The organism is Acidimicrobiia bacterium (assembly GCA_016650365.1).
In the GTDB taxonomy this organism is placed as follows: Bacteria; Actinomycetota; Acidimicrobiia; order Spongiisociales; family JAENVV01; genus JAENVV01.
This window is the reverse complement of sequence record JAENVV010000102.1, coordinates 1-16,239: the sequence shown is the minus strand read 5'-3', so window position 1 is coordinate 16,239 and position 16,239 is coordinate 1. Positions and strand designations below refer to the sequence as shown.

General features: G+C 59.2%; 14 protein-coding genes. 9 read left to right on the top strand and 5 right to left on the bottom strand.

Annotated elements, in window-relative coordinates; genetic code table 11:
* Window positions 1-28 precede the first annotated feature (28 nt).
* The gene (locus JJE47_05950; GenBank protein MBK5266962.1) at window positions 29-1,042 is read left to right on the top strand and encodes a DivIVA domain-containing protein; all 1,014 of its coding nucleotides are present in this window, start codon (window positions 29-31) and stop codon (window positions 1,040-1,042) included.
* Here JJE47_05950 and JJE47_05945 read toward each other — a convergent pair.
* Window positions 1,039-4,212, bottom strand: a complete 3,174-nt coding sequence (locus tag JJE47_05945) for an isoleucine--tRNA ligase (GenBank protein ID MBK5266961.1) — start codon at window positions 4,210-4,212, stop codon at window positions 1,039-1,041. The genes JJE47_05950 and JJE47_05945 overlap by 4 nt on opposite strands.
* 146 nt (window positions 4,213-4,358) lie before the next feature.
* On the opposite strand from JJE47_05945, the gene JJE47_05940 reads away from it, so the two are divergent.
* Genes JJE47_05940 through JJE47_05930 form a run of 3 tightly spaced genes read left to right on the top strand, consistent with a single transcriptional unit; the run spans window position 4,359 to window position 6,122 of the window.
* Complete coding sequence (locus JJE47_05940) at window positions 4,359-4,733, top strand: TraR/DksA C4-type zinc finger protein (GenBank protein MBK5266960.1); 375 nt, start codon at window positions 4,359-4,361, stop codon at window positions 4,731-4,733.
* A complete protein-coding gene (lspA, locus tag JJE47_05935) occupies window positions 4,703-5,191 on the top strand; it encodes a signal peptidase II (protein ID MBK5266959.1) in 489 nt (162 codons plus the stop codon). The genes JJE47_05940 and lspA overlap by 31 nt, the downstream gene beginning before the upstream one ends.
* Complete coding sequence (locus JJE47_05930) at window positions 5,181-6,122, top strand: RluA family pseudouridine synthase (GenBank protein ID MBK5266958.1); 942 nt, start codon at window positions 5,181-5,183, stop codon at window positions 6,120-6,122. Before lspA ends, JJE47_05930 begins: the two co-directional genes overlap by 11 nt.
* Before the next feature lie 6 nt (window positions 6,123-6,128).
* Here JJE47_05930 and JJE47_05925 read toward each other — a convergent pair whose 3' ends face one another.
* Complete coding sequence (locus tag JJE47_05925; protein MBK5266957.1) at window positions 6,129-7,148, bottom strand: 6-phosphofructokinase; 1,020 nt, start codon at window positions 7,146-7,148, stop codon at window positions 6,129-6,131.
* A 175-nt stretch (window positions 7,149-7,323) separates the two neighbouring features.
* On the opposite strand from JJE47_05925, the gene JJE47_05920 reads away from it, so the two are divergent.
* The gene (locus JJE47_05920) at window positions 7,324-8,031 is read left to right on the top strand and encodes a rhomboid family intramembrane serine protease (GenBank protein ID MBK5266956.1); all 708 of its coding nucleotides are present in this window, start codon (window positions 7,324-7,326) and stop codon (window positions 8,029-8,031) included.
* Between the two features lie 93 nt (window positions 8,032-8,124).
* Window positions 8,125-11,586 (top strand): DNA polymerase III subunit alpha, encoded by a 3,462-nt coding sequence (dnaE, locus tag JJE47_05915; GenBank protein MBK5266955.1) that lies wholly within the window; start codon window positions 8,125-8,127, stop codon window positions 11,584-11,586.
* 6 nt (window positions 11,587-11,592) lie between these two features.
* Here dnaE and JJE47_05910 read toward each other — a convergent pair whose 3' ends face one another.
* Both JJE47_05910 and JJE47_05905 read right to left on the bottom strand, forming a co-directional pair.
* Entirely contained in the window at window positions 11,593-12,618 is a 1,026-nt protein-coding gene (locus JJE47_05910) for an ArsA family ATPase (GenBank protein MBK5266954.1), read from the bottom strand.
* Complete coding sequence (locus JJE47_05905; GenBank protein ID MBK5266953.1) at window positions 12,615-13,463, bottom strand: AAA family ATPase; 849 nt, start codon at window positions 13,461-13,463, stop codon at window positions 12,615-12,617. Before JJE47_05905 ends, JJE47_05910 begins: the two co-directional genes overlap by 4 nt.
* 54 nt (window positions 13,464-13,517) lie before the next feature.
* On the opposite strand from JJE47_05905, the gene JJE47_05900 reads away from it, so the two are divergent.
* Entirely contained in the window at window positions 13,518-13,727 is a 210-nt protein-coding gene (locus JJE47_05900; GenBank protein MBK5266952.1) for a hypothetical protein, read from the top strand.
* Complete coding sequence (locus JJE47_05895; GenBank protein MBK5266951.1) at window positions 13,727-14,884, top strand: PLP-dependent aminotransferase family protein; 1,158 nt, start codon at window positions 13,727-13,729, stop codon at window positions 14,882-14,884. The genes JJE47_05900 and JJE47_05895 overlap by 1 nt, the downstream gene beginning before the upstream one ends.
* On the opposite strand, the gene JJE47_05890 is transcribed toward JJE47_05895, so the two are convergent.
* Window positions 14,810-15,880: a hypothetical protein gene (locus JJE47_05890; protein MBK5266950.1), complete on the bottom strand. Its 1,071-nt coding sequence runs from the start codon at window positions 15,878-15,880 to the stop codon at window positions 14,810-14,812. The genes JJE47_05895 and JJE47_05890 overlap by 75 nt on opposite strands.
* Window positions 15,881-16,017: 137 nt before the next feature.
* Here JJE47_05890 and JJE47_05885 point away from each other — a divergent pair.
* The coding region (locus JJE47_05885; protein MBK5266949.1) for a hypothetical protein at window positions 16,018-16,239 on the top strand (222 nt) is incomplete at its 3' end.

Sequence of the window (16,239 nt, the reverse complement as noted above, 5' to 3'; positions counted from 1 at the left end):
CTAAGATCTTGACCATGGAGAATGACACATGCCGCTAAACCCGATTGACATCACGCAGCAAACGTTCCGAGTTTCCTTGCGAGGCTACGACGAAGGTGAGGTCGACGCGTTCCTTGACGAGGTTGTTTCATCCATGAAGGAATATGATCAGCGCCTACGGGACGCCGATGAGCGGGTGTCCGTGCTCGAGGAGCAGCTTCAGGCGAACCGCGAAACAGAGGTCGCCATGCGTCGAGCGTTCGTCGCCGCTCAGCGTACCGCTGATGAGATCGTTGCCGAAGCTCGTGTTGAGGGCGAACGTTTGGTCTCCGAAGCGAGCGCTCAGGCGGTCGAGATCTCAGCCGACCAGGTAAGAGAGCGCGATGCGTTGCGGATTGAATTGGCTGACCTTCGCTCAAGCGTTTCGGACATGAAAGCCCGGATGCGGGCCTTCGCCAAAGGAGTGCTGCCGGATCTCGAGAGCCTCGATACGGATCTTGCCTCGATGCAGGAACCATCTCCGTCCCGGCCTTCGCTGTCGGAGAGGGTCGCCGAGTTGAGTTCGGCCGAAGAGGTCGCCGCCCATATCCCCCCATTCGCATCGGCGGGTGGTGAGGCGAGTTCCGATTCGGGTTTCGAGGTGTTCGAAGCGTCCGAACCTGAAGATCTTGAATCCGATGTGCCGGACCCTGAGGTGTTCGAGGAGCTGGAGGAACCGGCGCCGATCGATGTTGACGAAGTTCGCACTGAAAGCACCCCGACCGAGGAGTTGCCGACGTTCGGTTCACATCGGGCTGATGCAGAACCGTCGACGTTTGCTCCCTCGTCGGGTGGTTGGCTGACCTCTCCGAATGAGCCACTGCCTGGCCGCGGGATGGCGGCATCCAATTCAGATTTTGCGACAGGGGAGATCCCCGCTGCCATAACGGACGACGATGCTGACTGGTCTCTCGACGAGTCGGACCTTGATACGCCGGCCGAGTGGACGGCCGAGGAGCCAGTTGATGACGCCCATGAACCGACTCCTGAGCCGCGTCGGCGGCCCTGGGAGCGGGAGTCCTAGGCGTCGATGCTGACGAGCAGGTGGATGGGTCGCCCATCCACAGTCATGTTGGCTGGTTCCCCAGGGTGCTCGCGATACGTGAAGGTCGTCGCCAGCGTTTCTGATTTGATCATGTCGGCGAATTCCTCGAAGGCTTTGGCGAGCTCCTGATCATCGGTCTCCCAGGTGAGGTTGATTCGGTCGGTTACCGCAAGGTCTTGCTCCCGACGCATTTTCTGAACAACCGACACCATCTCGCGTGCCATGCCCTCTGACCGAAGACCCTCGGTCAGGGCCGTGTCCAGGGCGACCGAGAGATTGCCTTCGCTCGCCACGACCACGCCCGGCCGGGGGGTTCGCTCGATGATGACGTCAGCAACGGTGATCTTTTCTCCGGCGACCTCGATGGCCGATCCAGCCTGGAGATCGAGGATTTCTGTGTGACCGAGGACCGCGACGGCAGCTGCCAGGTCTTTCATCTTTGCTCCTAGCCTCGGCCCCAGAATCTTGAAGTTGGCTTTGGCCGAAAATGACACGAGCGCTTCTTCGTCGTGGGAAGCCAGGACTTCTTTGACGTTCAGTTCTTCATCGATGAGTTCGGTGTGTCCCAATACCGAGGCGGCTACCCACTCGTCGTTTGTCACGATCGTCACGCTCTGAAGCGGTTGGCGTACCCGGATATTCGACTGCTTCCGGAGACTGTGACCGAGGCGCACGGTGGTTCTCACCGATTCCATATCGCTCTCGAGCTGGGGATCTCTGAGCTTTTCATCGGCCATGGGGAAATCGCAGTGATGAACGCTGACTGGAGCATCCGGTTGGTGTTCGGCCACCAGGCCCTGATACATCTGCTCGGTGATAAACGGCAGCACGGGCGCCAGGACCTTGGCAAACGTTGTCAAAACCTCATACAGTGTGGCGAAGGCGGCAAGCTTGTCGGCATCGTCCTCGCTCTTCTCCCGCCAGAACCGCCTCCGGGACCGCCGGATGTACCAGTTCGTCAGATCATCGATGAAGGCCAGAGTCGGTTTGATGACGGCGTAAAGGTAGTAACCCTCCATCTGTTCGTTGACATTGGCGATCAGGGTCTGGAGCGCCGAGAGAATCCACCGGTCAATTTCGGGCCGATCGGCTGGATCAGGCGCCCGCTCTATGTCAGCCAACGTGATGGCATCGGCCTCCGCATAGGTAGTAAAAAACGAGTAGGCATTCCACAACGGGATCATGACCGATCGAATCACCTCGCGGAGGCCCGATTCCGTGAAACGCATCGGCTCGCCTCGCAGCACCGGTGAGTCGATAAGGTAGGTCCGCAATGCGTCGGCACCGTACTGATTGAGCAGGACGTCGGGATCCTCGTAGTTTTTGAGACTCTTGGACATTTTCCGACCGTCTTGGGCAAGGATGTGGCCATTGACAACACAGTTCCTGAAAGGCACCTCATCTTGCAGTGCCACCGACAGCACGACGAGCGTATAGAACCATCCGCGGGTCTGGTCGATGCCTTCGGCAATGAAGTTGGCCGGGAAACGACTGGCAAACCGTTCCTCGTTTTCAAACGGGTAATGGATCTGGGCGAAGGGCATCGAACCAGATTCGAACCAGCAATCCAGAACTTCAGGAATTCGGTGCATGGTTCCCGCACACTCGGAGCACGGGAAGTCGACGTTGTCCACGAAGTGTTTGTGGATATCGTCGAGTCGCACGCCGGAAAGTTCGAAGAGTTCTTCGACAGATCCGACGCAAACGAGGTGGTCACCGGTATCGCATTCCCAGACCGGAATGGCACTACCCCAATATCGATTGCGACTGATCGCCCAGTCTCGCGCTCCCTCAAGCCAGTTGCCGAACCGTTTCGAGCCGATGTGATCGGGCACCCAGTGAATCGTATTGTTGAGCTCGACCATTCGGTCCTTGATCTGCTCGACGGCTACGAACCACGTCGGAATCGCCTTATAGATCAGGGGTGTGCCGGTCCGCCAGCAAAACGGGTAAGAATGGTTGATGGTCCGTTGGTCGACGAGCAGGCCGCCACTCTTGAGCATCCGGATGAGAACAGCATCAGCCTCCTTGACATCCATGCCGGCCACTTCGGGCACCGCCTCGGTGAAACGCCCTTCCGCATCAACGGGGTCGACGAGGACATCGAGTCCGGCGTTCTGAAGGGCGAAGAAGTCAGCCTCACCGAAGGCCGGGGCCATGTGCACGAGGCCGGTACCTTCCTCGGTGGTCACGTCCGGTGATGAGATCACCCGGAATGCGCCCCGATCACGCTCTTCACCGAAGTAGTCAAAGGGGGGTCGATAAGAGACTCCGAGCAGTTCGGTACCCCGGGCAGTTTCTGAGACTGTGCCTGCTTCGCCGAACAGCGATTCCACCCGGTCGACCGCCATCCATTGTCGGCGCCCATCGGGGTCGACGACGGCACCGTATACGAGGTCCTCGGCAACCGCCACGGCCAGGTTCGATGGCAGGGTCCACGGCGTGGTGGTCCAGATAAGCAGCCAATCGCCGGCCAGGGCCGGGCCATGGTCCTCGATGATTTCGAGTCGAACAGTTATCGACGGATCGTCAACGTCGCGGTAATCGAGGTTGGCTTCGAAGTTCGAGAGCGGCGTCGTCGCTCCCACCGAATAGGGCAACACCTTGGAGGCTTTGTAGATCAAGCCCTTGTCCCAGAGTTGGCGGAATACCCACCATACGGACTCCATGAAGTCGAGGTCCATGGTCTTGTAATCGTTCTCGAAATCGATCCATCGCCCTATACGACGGGTGATTCTTTCCCAGTTCTCGGTATTGGTTTGCACCTCGGCCCGGCAGGCTTCGTTGTATTTGTCGACGCCATATTCGGCAATGGCTCGTGGTCCGGAGATACCAATCCGTTTCTCGACTTCCATTTCGATGGGAAGCCCGTGGGTATCCCACCCGAAGCGGCGTTCGACCCGGTATCCGCGCATCGTCCAATAGCGCGGCACCATGTCTTTGATGATCCCGGCCAGCAAATTACCGTAATGCGGGCTGCCGGTCGGGAACGGCGGTCCGTCGTAAAAAGTGTACTCATTGGTCGGCGGCCTCAGTTCGACGGACTGAACAAATGCGTCGGTTCGGTCCCACAGTTCCAGAATCTCCTGTTCGAGATGGGGGAAATCAGGTCGGTTGTCGATTCGTCGAAACGGGGTTGCTTCATTCATGGAGGATAAGGGTACCTGGCTTTGAGGTGGCGTCGTTCGGGAATAACCGGAGGCGGTCCCGTCGGTCCGGATGTCAAAACGCAGTTCAAGATGACCGTATAGCCTGTTCTTCGTGCTAATTTTGCAGGTCACGCTCGGAGGTACCTATGACCCGCGAATTGGCTCCCAAGACAATCAAACGCTTTCAAGCCAGGCTTGAAGCAGAACAGGCGCGCCTGTCGACGCTCATTGATACGCACGTGCGGGAACGTGAGGAGTCGCGTATCTCCGAGACTTCGTCCGAGCGTATGCCCGATCCGACCACGGCTGAGGGCGGATCGATGACCTTCGAGTACGAGAAGGATCGTTCGGTTGATCGCAACCTCCAGAACCTGCTGTCCAAGACCCAGTACGCGCTGATTCGGCTGCGGGATGGTAAGTACGGCATATGTGAGGGTTGCGGCGTCTCGATTCCGCTCGAACGGCTGGAGGTTCTACCTCACGCCACCGAATGCGTGAGCTGCGCTTCGAAACGCTCGTGAGGGGACGCACGGCCGCGCTCATCGCGTTGGCGGTCGTGGCGGCCGATCAGTTGACCAAATACTGGGCTCGCACCAACCTGGAGGGTTCCCCAATGACGGTGATTCCTGGTTTCCTATCGTGGGAGTATGCGGAGAATACCGGGGCGGCGTTTGGGGTACTGCGCGGTTCGGGTGCCGGGATGGTACTTGGAATGGCGGCGGTTGTTGCGATCGGGATCGTTTCGTATGCGATCTCCCAGGCAAGCCGAACCGCAGAGGTTGTTGGTTTGGCCCTCGTTGGTGGCGGGGCGGCCGGGAATCTGGTCGATCGAATTACCAACAGCGATCGGTTTCTTGCCGGGTTTGTCGTCGACTGGATACGCCTTCCCAACTTCCCAAATTTCAATATTGCCGACTCATCCATAACCGTTGGGGCGGCTTTGCTGATCTGGATGGCCTGGCGAGCTGATGGACACTGAGCCGGCCGCCCTGTCCGAGGATGACTTTCGAGTTATGGCGGTTCCAGCCGCACTGGATCGCCAGCGGGTAGACAAAGTCATTGCTTCTTTGGCGGGGGTGCCTCGCTCGATTGCCAGAGCCTTTATCGACGACAACCTGGTCACGGTGAATGGTCAGCCGATCCGGCCCGCCGACAAAGTCAATGACGGCGATCAGATCCGGCTACCGCTGAACCAGGTCAACGATACGGTTGCTGCGGACTTCGATGTTGTGTTCGATGTGCTGTTCGAAGATGACGACCTGGCCGTTATCAACAAGCCGCCGGGTCTGGTGGTTCACCGCGGAGCCGGTAACCGTTCAGGGACGCTGGTGAATGGATTGGTGGCCCGCTATCCGGGCATTGTCGGCGTCGGTGAGAACCCCCGGTGGGGGATTGTCCACCGGTTGGACCGGGATACGAGCGGCGCAATGATGGTGGCGCTCACGCCTCGTAGTCATGTGGCACTCAGTCGCCAGATCAAGGCCCGATCCGTGCATCGACATTACACCACCCTGGTGAGCGGACTTTTCCCCATCGAGCGAGGAACGATCGAAGCACCAATCGCTCGCGATCCGGGGTCAGCTACCAAGATGGCAGTCCTCATTGATGGAAAGTACGCGAGGACCCATTACCGGCGAATTCGTGAATGGCTGAGTCCCGAATTGTCATTGTTGGAGGTTGAGTTGGAGACCGGTCGTACCCACCAAATCCGGGTGCATATGGCGGCTATTGACCATTCGGTCGTAGGGGACAGCCTGTATCGGCCAGGACCCGATCCGATCCGCATGCCGCGCATGTTTTTGCACGCTCACCAACTGGTATTTGAACACCCATTCACCGGCGAAACCATGGAGATCGACGCTCCATTGGCTCCGGACCTGCAAGCAGTCCTCGATGAGTTGGACGGGTAGTTCGAGTTAGCCAAAGAACGTCTCGACCACCCGATAGATTTCGGTATCGAGCAGTCGGACCCTGGAGCACGCCTCTTCAAGAGAGACCGGAACGATGGCGTCTCCCCGGAGTGCCACCATCAATCCGGTTTGGTTGGTGATCGCCAGATCGGCGGCAGCGACCCCGAATCGGGTTGCCAGAATTCGGTCGTAGGCGGTAGGCGTGCCCCCCCGTTGGACGTGTCCGAGTACCGTCACCCGGGTCTCGAACCCCGACCGCGCTTCGATTGCGGGTGCCAGGACGTTCGATATGCCGCCGAGGCGCTCAAATCCATAGGCGTCTCGTTGGAGCGTCGGTGCGTCGAGATCGGAGGGTAGGGCGGCGCCTTCGGCGACGACGACGATCGAGTAGTTCTTTCCCCGCTCATGGCGGCGTGCCAGCAAATCGACTAGTTCGTCGAGGTCATACGGGACCTCAGGTACGAGGACTGCATCGGCTCCGGATGCCATTCCGGCATAGGCGGCGATCCACCCGGCATGGCGGCCCATAACCTCCACGAGGATGACACGGTTGTGAGACTCGGCCGTCGTTGTCAGACGGTCAATCGCATCCGTAGCGATTTGGACGGCCGTGTGAAAACCGAACGTGACATCGGTGGCGGCGATATCGTTGTCGATCGTCTTGGGTACTCCGATGACCGGGAGGCCTTCATTGAATAGTTTGAGCGCCGATGCCAGCGTGCCCTCGCCACCGATCACCACGACCTGCTCTATCCCGTGGGCTTCGATCGTTGGCATGATGGACGCAATTCCATCGCCATGCACGTAGGGGTCCTTTCGCGAGGTCCCGAGAATGGTCCCTCCCAAGCCCATGATGTCATCGACGCTATCGCGGTCAAGCGCGACGGTGATGTTCTCCATCAGTCCTTTCCAGCCGTCCCGGATGCCAATGCAGGGCCGTCCGGCTTGATGCGCTCGATAGACCACCCCGCGAATAACCGCATTCAGTCCGGGGCAGTCGCCACCGGCGGTGAGGATTCCAATCATGGAACACAGGCTACCGAGTCCGGTCCACGGTCGGCTACGTTTCGTCAACGGCTAGGTTGATGCAGCAATGACTGAAGGCCTTTCACACTGTTATCGCCACCCCGACCGGGAAACCGGGTTAGCTTGCTCCAACTGCGGCAACCCGATCTGTCCGGATTGTTCCGTGGATGCGGCCGTGGGCCAACGTTGCCTTGACTGTCACAAAGCGATTGGAACCACCAGAGTCAGCCGCGGAACCGGCGCGGCAGCCCTCGGGCCGGTTACGAAAGCTCTGCTGGTCATCAACATCGCGGTGTACTTACTGCAGTTGACGCCGGGTGGCGCCGACCTGGTCTTCCGGTTCGTCCAGGTCAATTCCTCCATTGCGGCTGATGGAACATGGTGGACGCTGTTGACGTCTGCGTTCATTCACTTCGACCTCTGGCATATCGGTTTTAATGGTTATGCGTTGTACGTCCTAGGCCCCCGGGTTGAGGCCCGACTCGGGGCGGGACCGTTTTTTGGTCTCTATATTTTCTCGGCGGTCATGGGCGGTATCGGCGGTTACCTGTTGGGTGGGTCGGGGTTTGCGCAGATCGGTGCCTCGGGAGCCATCTACGGAATCGCCGGGTACTTGTTCTGGCACTGGTGGCCATCTCGTCGATCAGCGCAGGGACGTCAAGGCTGGCAGCTGGTGCTGTGGTTGGTCGGGATCGGGATCGTGCTTCCCTTCGCTCTGGGAGGGTTCATTTCCTGGCAAGGTCATTTCGGCGGGCTCATTGGGGGTCTGCTCGTTGCAGCCGGCTGGGACCTATTTGGAATCACCGACCGGGTCAAGCGGACCATTTTCGCGCTGGCGCCGGCCGTGCTGATACTCGCCGGCATCGCGGTGTCAGTCTGGTAACGTCGAACCACACGCCTGTAATTCACCTTCGGAGGTCGATCTAGGGTGGCCCGGGACGGTTTTGCTCATCTTCACGTTCATTCCGAGTTCTCAATGCTCGATGGGGCGGCGCGTGTCAAAGATATGGTCAGGGTCTCGGTCGAGGACAATCAGCCGGCGATTGCCATCACCGACCACGGGGTAATGTACGGGGTCGGTGACTTTTATCGGGCGGCGACCGCCGAAGGCGTAAAGCCGATTCTGGGGGTCGAGGCCTACATCACACCGGGCAGCCGATTCGATCGGCCAGGTCGCGCCGAGAATCAGCGGTATCACACCACATTGCTTGCCGAAACCCAGCTTGGCTATCAGAACCTGATGAAGATGGTTTCTGCCAGCTACCTTGACGGGTATTACTACAAACCCCGGATGGACTTCGATCTGCTTTCCAAGTACGCCGAGGGCATCATCGCCACATCCGGGTGTCTTGGTGGTGAGGTGGCAGCTCGGCTGGCGCCTGACGCCTCCCGGGAAGAAGGGAACCGCAACAGCTCGCGAGATTTCGATGGGGCGTTGGCGGCAGCTTCCCGCTACCAGGACATCTTCGGGAAGGACAATTTCTTCATTGAGATCGCCGATCATGGTATTGAGGCACAGCGGAGGATTCTTCCCGACCTCGTTGAGATTTCGAAACGACTCGGCGCACCGCTGCTGGCGGCCAATGATGCGCATTACATCGCGGCGGCTGATGCCGAAGCGCACGATGTGTTGCTCTGTATCCAGACCGGCTCGACGATCGATGATCCCAATCGTTTCCGGTTCGAAGGCACGGGTCTCTATCTGAAGTCTGCCCGCGAAATGCGGGCGTTGTTCCCGGAAGATTTATACCCGGGTGCCTGCGACACCACGCTTGACATCGCCGATAGGGTCGACGTGACCCTTGATTTCGGCAACATCCTTCTGCCCTCGTTCCCCGTGCCTGACGGCTATGACGTTGACTCGTATCTACGCGAACTCGTCTACGAGGGTGCCAAGGAGCGCTACGGAGCGATCCTCGAGGACGAAGTGGTCGAGCGAATCGAGCATGAGCTTCGGATCATCAGCGACATGGGATTCCCTGCCTACTTCCTCATCGTTTGGGACATCATCAAATATGCAAAGGACCAGGGGATTCGGACCGGCCCAGGGCGAGGCTCGGCGGCAGGCTCGATCGTTTCATACACGCTCCGCATCACTGACCTCGATCCTCTGAAATATGGCCTCATCTTTGAACGCTTCCTGAATCCGGGTCGAAGGGAAATGCCGGATATCGACATGGACTTCGATGAGAGGTACCGGGGCCAGATGATCAAATACAGCGCCGAGAAGTACGGTTCCGATCACGTAGCGCAGATCATTACGTTTTCGACCATCAAGGGCCGGCAAGCGATTCGGGACTCGGCACGGGTGTTGGGACTCCCGTACGCCGTGGGCGACAAAGTCGCCAAGATGATGCCCCAGGCGATTCTCGGCAACGAGGCAACCCTGGACAATGTGCTTGAGCCCCCTGGTGCTGATGCCGACCATGACCAAAAGGAGTGGTTCAACAACTCCTCCGAACTGCGGACTGCATACGAATCCGATCCGGACGTGCGCAGGGTGGTCGATACGGCTCGAGGCCTGGAAGGCCTGCGCCGCCAGGACTCCATCCACGCCGCTGCGGTGGTTATCTCACCGCAGCCTGTGTCAGAGCTATTGCCGGTTCAGCGCAAGGGTGAAGATAATGAAATCGTCACCCAGTACGAGTGGCAAGTCGTCGAAGCTCTTGGTCTTATGAAAATGGATTTCCTCGGTTTGAGGAACCTGTCCACGATCGAGCGATGCCTTGAACTCATTCGCAAGTCCGGAGTCGAGGCACCGGATATCGATCACGTTCCTCTCGATGATGAAGCGACCTTCAAGCTGCTGAGAGCCGCCGACACGATTGGTGTATTCCAGTTGGAGGGCACTCCGATGCGGGCTCTGATCCGTTCGTTGGAGCCCGACACGTTCGACCACATCATTGCGGTAAATGCGCTGTTTCGTCCAGGCCCAATGGGCATGAAGATGCACTATGCCTACGCCGACCGCAAGAACGGGCGGGAACCGGTCGAGTATCCACACCCTGCGACCGAGAAGTTTCTCGCCAACACCTACGGGATCATCGTGTATCAGGAGCAGGTCATGCAGGTCGCGCAGGAGATCGCCGGCTACGACATGGCTGATGCTGACAAGCTTCGTAAGGCCATGGGCAAGAAGATCAAGTCTGTCATGGACGACGAAAAACAAAAGTTCGTCGATGGATGCGTCTCCCAGGGACACGACCCGCAACTTGGTGCCGACCTTTGGGATGCCATCGAGCCGTTTGCGGGTTATGGGTTCAACAAATCCCACTCTGCGGCTTATGCCCTGGTGGCCTATCAGACGGCTTACCTGAAGGCGCACTACCCGGCTGAATATATGGCGGCCCTCCTAACTTCCACCAAACGGGACAAAGATCGAACTGCGATCTATTTGAATGAATGTCGCGCCATGGGAATCGACGTGCTGGTGCCTGATATCAACGTCTCGGAGACCGACTTCGTCACGCGGGAGGGCAAGATTCGCTTCGGGATGTCGGCGGTGCGAAATGTTGGCGAAGGCGTTGTCGAGAAGATGGTCGAGGCCCGAGAAGAGGGCGGCCCGTTTGCTGACTTCTCCGACTTCGTGAACCGGGTCGATCCAATCGCGCTCAACAAACGGACGATTGAGTCCCTGATAAAGGCGGGGGGGTTTGACAGTCTTGGGCACGGACGCAAGAGCCTGTTTCTCATTTATGACGACATTCTCACCAGCACCCTGGAACGACGAAAAAACGAGGACGTTGGCCAATTCAGTCTGTTTGCCGCTGCCGAGAGCGACACCATCGAATCGGACGTCTTTATCGGAACGGACGAGTGGGACAAGAAGATCAAGCTGGGATTCGAGCGCGAGATGTTGGGACTTTACATTTCCGATCACCCGTTGCGAGGCGTCGAGTCGGCGATCCGATCCGCTTCATCTGCTTCGATCAGTGGTCTCATGGATCTTGGCGACAACGCCACCGTGACGATCGGGGGCCTGGTTGGACCGATCACCAGAAGGATGACTCGCAAGGGCGAGCCGATGGTGTTCTTCGACCTCGAAGACTTGGAGGGCGCCGTTGAGGTGATGTGCTTTCCTCGAACCGTGGCCGAGTTCGGACCCCTCGTCAGGGAAGACGCCATTCTGGTCGTGACCGGCTCCCTCGACCATCGGGGCGATTCCGTGAAGATTCGTGCCCGAACCCTTCGGGAGGTTGATCTCACCGTTGATGAGACGGTCCGGCTTGAGGTTCCGGCCCAACTTTTGTCGGCCGAGAATGTGCGAAAGCTGAAAGAAGTTCTCACTAATCATCCCGGTAAGGCGCCAGTGGTCTTGCACATGACGACCAACGATGGGCACAAGGTTCTGCGCCTTGACGACAACCACCGGGTCGAGCCGCGCTCGGCCTTATACGCCGAGATACGAGAGCTTTTTGGTCAGAAGTCCGTCATATGAGGAGGGCTAGTCGATCAGGTCGGTCAGAAGTCCGGTTTCGTCGATGAGGGCGGCGAGGGACTCCAGATCGGTCGGAGCGGTCGGTTTCCACCCGATCGACACGATTTTGGTCCGATAGCGTGCGGCGAACTCGTCCCGCACTGTCTCTTGACGCCGGGCTTCTCTCGCCCAGAGCGCCAGATTACGCGCCAACGGTCGCGTGGTGTCGGCAGGAATCTCGGCTTTCTCCCACGCAGTGGGCAGGGTCCGGTTGAACACCACGGCGGCGGGTGGGCGAGCGACCAGGGGTAGTTCCTTGAAGAATCGAGCGGCTTCGGTCACCGGTGCCGGATCGGAGGTTGTTACGACGATCGTCGTTGACTTGCGGAAATACTTCTCGATTTCCTGGGATCGCGTTCGTAGTCCGTCATACGTAGTCCGCAGATCGAACAAGAAGGCACCGACTCGTTCAAGCAAATCAGAGCCAAGCGCGATATCGACAATTCTGAGCGCGGGACGTGCCGCAACATTGAATAGTTCGCGTCGACCGGGTATCGCTCCGCCGGTAAGCCATCGGAAGAGGCGCCCACCGACCAGATTCGTCAGTTCAGTCGGGGCGGTGAAGAACTCGATACCCCCTGAAGCGGGAGGAGTGTCGACGATGATCACGTCCCATCGGCGCTCGTCGAGGTATTGAGCCATCGCCTCGGCAGCGGCGTACGACTGTGAGGCGGGGAAGTGGCGTGTGATGGCGTGGAAGAACTCCGAATTCACGAGGCGATCTGCGGCATCGGGCGGGGCATGGCTGCGGGCGATTTGATCCCAGCTTGCTTCCGAGTCAAGCATGGCAGCCCAGAGGGTTGGCAGCGTCTTGTTGGCCGTCGGGGTGTTGTGCAACTCGTCGAGTCCGAGAGCGGTGGCCAGTCGTTTCGCCGGGTCGACGGTGAGAACCAGAGTTTGGTACCCGGCCTGAGCGGCGGCCACACCGAGCGCCGCCGACACGGTTGTCTTGCCGACGCCACCCGCTCCGGTCACCAGAATCGGCCCCGTCATCGCTGTTCCAACTCGTCGGCGATTCGTTCTGCCACCTCGACCGGTCCGGTGACGCCAAAGAGATACGGTAATTCGCGTCCCCGGTCAGGTAGTTGGGCCAACCAGCGTTGTTGTTCCTGGAAGATTCCGTCGTGTAGCGCAGCGGCCGCCCCGATCGGAGTTGACAAATCTGCGGGGATCCGGGCTCCGAGCGGTTCGAGAATTCGATTGGTAATCACTTCTGCGACGCCGATCAGCCCCTCCTCACTGATCCATTTCAGTGTCTCTGCGGTCTCGACGGTGGGCAATTCCTCGGCGAGCGTGACCATGACGAGGCCGGTCCTGGCTCTATCTCCCATCAAATCTTCCATCCATCGAGTTTGTTCGCGGACCTTGCCGGCACCGACGAGTTCGGCGACGGTCTTCGGGGCCCGAATATGGGATCCAATGGCTCCCGAGGGCGGAGCATCCGCTACTACGAGGTCCCAGTTATTCGTGCGGGTCTCAAAGAGAACCTTGCCCATGGTGACAGTTTCCCGGATGCCGGGAGCGGCCGAAGCCAGCGCGTCAAAGGCCCGGGCAACCGGGCCAATCCTGGACAGCTTAGGGACTCGCAAAACGATGCGGAGGTACTCGTCGAGGGCGGCGGGTCGCTCGATACCGAGGGCAAAGACTCCGGGGCGGACTTCAGTAGCCTCGTAGCTCAGACTTTCGACCCCGAGGTGGGCTGCCAGGCCCCGCTTTTCGACCATGCCGATCGCGAGAACCTTCTGTCCCCGGCGAGCGGCTTCGATGGCCAGTGCAGCGGATACGGCTGACTTTCCAACGCCGCCCTTGCCGGTCACCAGGAGTAGCTGTTGATGCATGGTGCCAGGCTAGCGTTGGGGGTAATAGAATCGAGACAGGATGGGAAGGGACTGATGGCAGATTTTGACGTAGATCAGATGCTGGCTCGTTTTGCGGAACGAGCTCAGGCGGTCAGGGACCGGCCGATGCCCCCGGTTGAGGGCGAAGCTCGCAAGGGCTTCATCAAGCAGGCCGAAACGGACCTCATCGACTTTTCACTCGTCGCCAACGCCAGTTGGGAACTTGAGGATGGTTACTTGGTGTTGAGGGTGCCGCTCGCCTGATGGTTCGATTTGCGGATCGAGTGGCGAACGTCAAACCGTCGACCATTCGCGAGATTCTGCATCTCACCCAACAGTCACACGTCATCTCGTTCGCGGGGGGACTTCCTGCACCGGACCTGTTCCCGGTCGGAAGGCTCCGTGAAGCGGCAGATCAGGTTCTGTCGAATCCGGCGAACCTGCAATATTCGATTACCGAAGGTGAAACGGTGCTGCGCGAACTGGTGGCCGGCCGGTCGCCGGAGTTACCTGACCCTGCAAACGTGCTCATCGTGTCAGGATCCCAGCAGGGGCTCGACCTGGTTGGAAAGTTGCTGATCAATCCGGGTGACTCGATCGTGGTCGAGGCTCCCACATACCTCGGGGCTTTGCGGGCTTTTGATGTTTATCAGGCTCGCTATGTGGCCATTCCGACGGATGAAGCCGGCATCGATCCGGTCGCTGTAGAGCAGGCGCTGATTGATGGCGCCCGGGTGATCTACCTTAATCCGAATTTCTCCAACCCGACCGGCAAGACCATGGTGAAGACCAGGAGGCGCCAGATCGTGGAACTCGCCGAACGGTTCGATGCGCTCGTCTATGAGGATGACCCGTATGGGATGCTTCGCTTCTCAGGTGATCCCGTTCCCCCGATGGTCACGATGAGTTCGAGCCATGTCTTATATGCAGGGTCTTTTTCGAAGATTCTGGTTCCTGGATTTCGATTGGGATGGTTGTCCGGACCCAAGGGGATGATCGAGAAGCTCACCATGATCAAACAAGCCGCGGACCTGCATACCTCCACGACCACCCAGGCGATAGCCGCGGAAGCATTAACCGACGATTTCCTCGATCGCCACGTCGATCAGGTACGGGCTCACTATCGACAGCAGCGCGACCGAATGCTGCTGGCGTTGGCTAACTATTTTCCGAAGGAAACCAGCTGGACCGTCCCCGACGGCGGCATGTTCATCTGGGTGACGTTGCCCGAAGGACTCGACGCCACGGCCCTGCTTGGGCGGGCCGTGGATGAGGGGGTCGCCTATGTGCCTGGTGAGCAGTTTTTCACGGACGGATCCGGCCGGAACACCCTGCGGCTGGCCTACTCAGTTGCCAGCCCGGCCGATATCGAACGCGGGATCGAACGACTCGGTTCTTTGTTCGCTCGATCGATGATCTAGGGATGCTACGCATAGGAGTCCGAATAGAAGGCATGGAGCGAGCACTCGCAAGCTCGCATTGCCAAACTTCCAGATCCAGTCGGAGCTAATCAATCCGACTCCCGCCCATCCCCATGAGAGCCAGCGAAGTAGCGCCGCCTTAGCCACGAATCCTCCGCCGATCGCCAATCCCAGACTCACCAGCGCCAGAGCGGAGTAAGCGTGGTCTTTGGTTGGCGCCCCTGCCCAAAACGCCGCGCCCTTGACAACGCCCATGATCGGCCAATCTAGGTGGGAACCGGTATTGAATCCGCCCATATGTCCGTGAAGGATGGCGGTCCAGATCGCCACCGGAGCCAGCGGAGTGATCACGGACGCAAGAGCCCATCGCCGGCGTCGACTTGTCCAGAGCCACATGGCCACCGCGAGGGCCGCGACATAGTAAGGCTCCTTGGTTAGCGCGGCACCGGCTAGGAATAGCGTCGCCTTTGCTGGCCGGTCGCCCAGAGCTGCGCCGATGCCAGCCAGCATGAGGGCGATACCGAGCGGATCGGGTGTGAGAAGTCGGATCCCGAGGACCCAGCCAAAGTTTCCGATCAGCCCGAAGGCCACCCATCGTGGCAGATTGAAACGGGCTGCCATGGCCATCAACGAAGCCAACGACGAGGATGCGGAAGCTACCACGACCGTGATCATTCCAACCAGCAGGCCTCGACCGTCGAGGAGTCCGCCGAAGGAAGCCAGGAGCGGGTAGGCGATTCGCCGATATCGAAGACCGGGACTCGGTATCAGACTCGGAACTGTCGACCCTCTCAGATCGGACCCGATGGCGAAATAGATCGAACCGTCGTTGCCGACCCCTGGCATTAGATTGAGGTCGGGGAGGCGGGTGGAAATGTAGCTGGCTAGCTCGCTGTCCTCGCCGACTTGTAGGACCGAGGCGTACGATCCCAGGGCGTTGGCTTGAGTGATAAGAAGAAAGACCGCGATGCCAGCACCTAGAAGCCCCCAGAGCATGCGCTCTTTCGGAGGATATGGTCGCAGGTTCCGCCCATCGTGGGGTGGGTCTTGAGGAGATCCAAGGGCTTGTCGGGGCACGGCGGGATATTGTACCGGCCGTCGAACCTGACCGAGTAACCTACATAGCACTGATCATGTTGTTGCTTCGTTTGCTTTTCTTTGGAGTCGTGTTTGCTGCCGTCGTCGTGGCCGCCGTCCCGACGTTCATTTTGGTGAACCTGTCGAATGGCGGCAACGGTTTTGGGATTTGCGACGGTGGCCTCGGCAATTGTGACTTTTCGTTCGTGGCCTCGGTTGAACTCAGCACGGCACTCATGCTGGTCCTGATCGTGCTGGTGGCCCTGGTTCGGATTGGT